A 3288-nucleotide genomic window follows, 5' to 3' on the forward strand; every position below is an offset into this window, starting at 1 on the left:
CCATTCATGTTCTATACTATGGGGCCTTAGCTCAGCTGGGAGAGCGCCTGCTTTGCACGCAGGAGGTCAGCGGTTCGATCCCGCTAGGCTCCACCAATCGTCTTTATGACGAACTTCGTTCCTTGAAAACTGGATAATGTTAAGAAGAAGTAACCAAGAAGAACCGAGTGATCGCCATTTTAGTTTTCTCTCTGGTAAACAGAGTGAAATGACCTTTTAGGTTAAGTTAGAAAGGGCGCACGGTGGATGCCTTGGCACTAGGAGCCGATGAAGGACGGGACTAACACCGATATGCTCCGGGGAGCTGTAAGTGAGCTTTGATCCGGAGATTTCCGAATGGGGAAACCCGCCATCCGTAATGGGGTGGCATCTTTACCTGAATCCATAGGGTATTGAAGGCAGACCCGGGGACCTGACACATCTCAGTACCCGGAGGAAGAGACAGCAAACGCGATTCCCCTAGTAGCGGCGAGCGAAACGGGACATAGCCCAAACCGGATGGCTTGCCTTCCGGGGTTGTAGGACACTCTACATGGAGTTACAACGGAACGGGGTAGGCGAAGTGGCCTGGAAAGGCCTGCCGCAGAAGGTAAAAGCCCGGGAGTCGAAACTTCGTTCCCTCCTGAGTGGATCCTGAGTACGGCCGGACACGTGAAATCCGGTCGGAATCCGGGAGGACCATCTCCCAAGGCTAAATACTCCCTAGTGACCGATAGTGAACCAGTACCGTGAGGGAAAGGTGAAAAGCACCCCGGAAGGGGAGTGAAATAGATCCTGAAACCGTGTGCCTACAAGTAGTCAGAGCCCGTTCATGGGTGATGGCGTGCCTTTTGTAGAATGAACCGGCGAGTTACGGTCCCATGCAAGGTTAAGCCGAAGAGGCGGAGCCGCAGCGAAAGCGAGTCTGAATAGGGCGAATGAGTATGTGGCCGTAGACCCGAAACCAGGTGATCTACCCATGTCCAGGTTGAAGTCCAGGTAACACTGGATGGAGGACCGAACCCACGTACGTTGAAAAGTGCGGGGATGAGGTGTGGGTAGCGGTGAAATTCCAATCGAACCTGGAGATAGCTGGTTCTCTCCGAAATAGCTTTAGGGCTAGCCTCACGTTGTAAGAGTCGTGGAGGTAGAGCACTGTTTGGACTAGGGGCCCCCATCGGGTTACCGAATTCAGACAAACTCCGAATGCCAAAGACTTATCCGTGGGAGTCAGACTGCGAGTGATAAGATCCGTAGTCAAGAGGGAAACAGCCCAGACCACCAGCTAAGGTCCCAAAGTATACGTTAAGTGGAAAAGGATGTGGAGTTGCTTAGACAACCAGGATGTTGGCTTAGAAGCAGCCACCATTTAAAGAGTGCGTAATAGCTCACTGGTCGAGTGACTCTGCGCCGAAAATGTACCGGGGCTAAACGTATCACCGAAGCTGTGGATTGACATCGTCGATGTCCGTGGTAGGAGAGCGTACCAAGGGCGTTGAAGCCGGACCGGACGGACCTGGGGCGCGCTTGGAAGTGAGACTGCCGGTATGAGTAGCGATAGATGGGTGAGAATCCCATCCACCGAATGCCTAAGGTTTCCTGAGGAAGGCTCGTCCGCTCAGGGTTAGTCGGGACCTAAGCCGAGGCCGAAAGGCGTAGGCGATGGACAACAGGTTGATATTCCTGTACCACCTCTTCATCGTTTGAGCAATGGGGGGACGCAGGAGGATAGGGTAAGCGCACTGTCGGATATGTGCGTCTAAGCAGTTAGGCTGGAAAGCAGGCAAATCCGCTTTCCGTGAAGGCTGAGCTGTGACAGCGAGGGAAATTTAGTACCGAAGTTCCTGATTCCACACTGCCAAGAAAAGCCTCTAGCGAGATGAAAGGTGCCCGTACCGCAAACCGACACAGGTAGGCGAGGAGAGAATCCTAAGGTGAGCGAGAGAACTCTCGTTAAGGAACTCGGCAAAATGACCCCGTAACTTCGGGAGAAGGGGTGCTCTTTAGGGTTCATAGCCCTGAAGAGCCGCAGTGAATAGGCCCAGGCGACTGTTTAGCAAAAACACAGGTCTCTGCGAAGCCGCAAGGCGAAGTATAGGGGCTGACGCCTGCCCGGTGCTGGAAGGTTAAGAGGAGGGGTTAGCGCAAGCGAAGCTCTGAATCGAAGCCCCAGTAAACGGCGGCCGTAACTATAACGGTCCTAAGGTAGCGAAATTCCTTGTCGGGTAAGTTCCGACCCGCACGAAAGGCGTAACGATCTGGGCACTGTCTCAACGAGAGACTCGGTGAAATTATAGTACCTGTGAAGATGCAGGTTACCCGCGACAGGACGGAAAGACCCCGTGGAGCTTTACTGCAGCCTGATATTGAATTTTGGTACAGCTTGTACAGGATAGGTAGGAGCCTGTGAAGCCGGAGCGCCAGCTTCGGTGGAGGCGTCGGTGGGATACTACCCTGGCTGTATTGAAATTCTAACCCGCACCCATGATCTGGGTGGGAGACAGTGTCAGGCGGGCAGTTTGACTGGGGCGGTCGCCTCCTAAAATGTAACGGAGGCGCCCAAAGGTTCCCTCAGAATGGTTGGAAATCATTCGCAGAGTGTAAAGGCACAAGGGAGCTTGACTGCGAGACCTACAAGTCGAGCAGGGACGAAAGTCGGGCTTAGTGATCCGGTGGTTCCGCATGGAAGGGCCATCGCTCAACGGATAAAAGCTACCCCGGGGATAACAGGCTTATCTCCCCCAAGAGTCCACATCGACGGGGAGGTTTGGCACCTCGATGTCGGCTCATCGCATCCTGGGGCTGTAGTCGGTCCCAAGGGTTGGGCTGTTCGCCCATTAAAGCGGTACGCGAGCTGGGTTCAGAACGNTATCTCCCCCAAGAGTCCACATCGACGGGGAGGTTTGGCACCTCGATGTCGGCTCATCGCATCCTGGGGCTGTAGTCGGTCCCAAGGGTTGGGCTGTTCGCCCATTAAAGCGGTACGCGAGCTGGGTTCAGAACGTCGTGAGACAGTTCGGTCCCTATCCGTCGTGGGCGCAGGAAATTTGAGAGGAGCTGTCCTTAGTACGAGAGGACCGGGATGGACGCACCGCTGGTGTACCAGTTGTCTTGCCAAAGGCATCGCTGGGTAGCTATGTGCGGACGGGATAAGTGCTGAAAGCATCTAAGCATGAAGCCCCCCTCAAGATGAGATTTCCCATTCGTAAGAAGTAAGATCCCTGAAAGATGATCAGGTTGATAGGTCAGAGGTGGAAGCACGGCGACGTGTGGAGCTGACTGATACTAATCGATCGAGGACTTAACCAA

General features: G+C 54.1%; 1 tRNA gene and 1 rRNA gene. Both read left to right on the plus strand.

The window, feature by feature from the left end:
• Positions 1-20: 20 nt before the first annotated feature.
• A tRNA-Ala gene (locus RB160_RS23840) sits at positions 21-96 on the plus strand.
• A 123-nt stretch (positions 97-219) separates the two neighbouring features.
• Positions 220-3288 (plus strand): 23S ribosomal RNA (locus tag RB160_RS23845).

The organism is Neobacillus sp. YIM B06451 (assembly GCF_032667185.1).
GTDB lineage: Bacteria > Bacillota > Bacilli > Bacillales > Cytobacillaceae > Bacillus_D.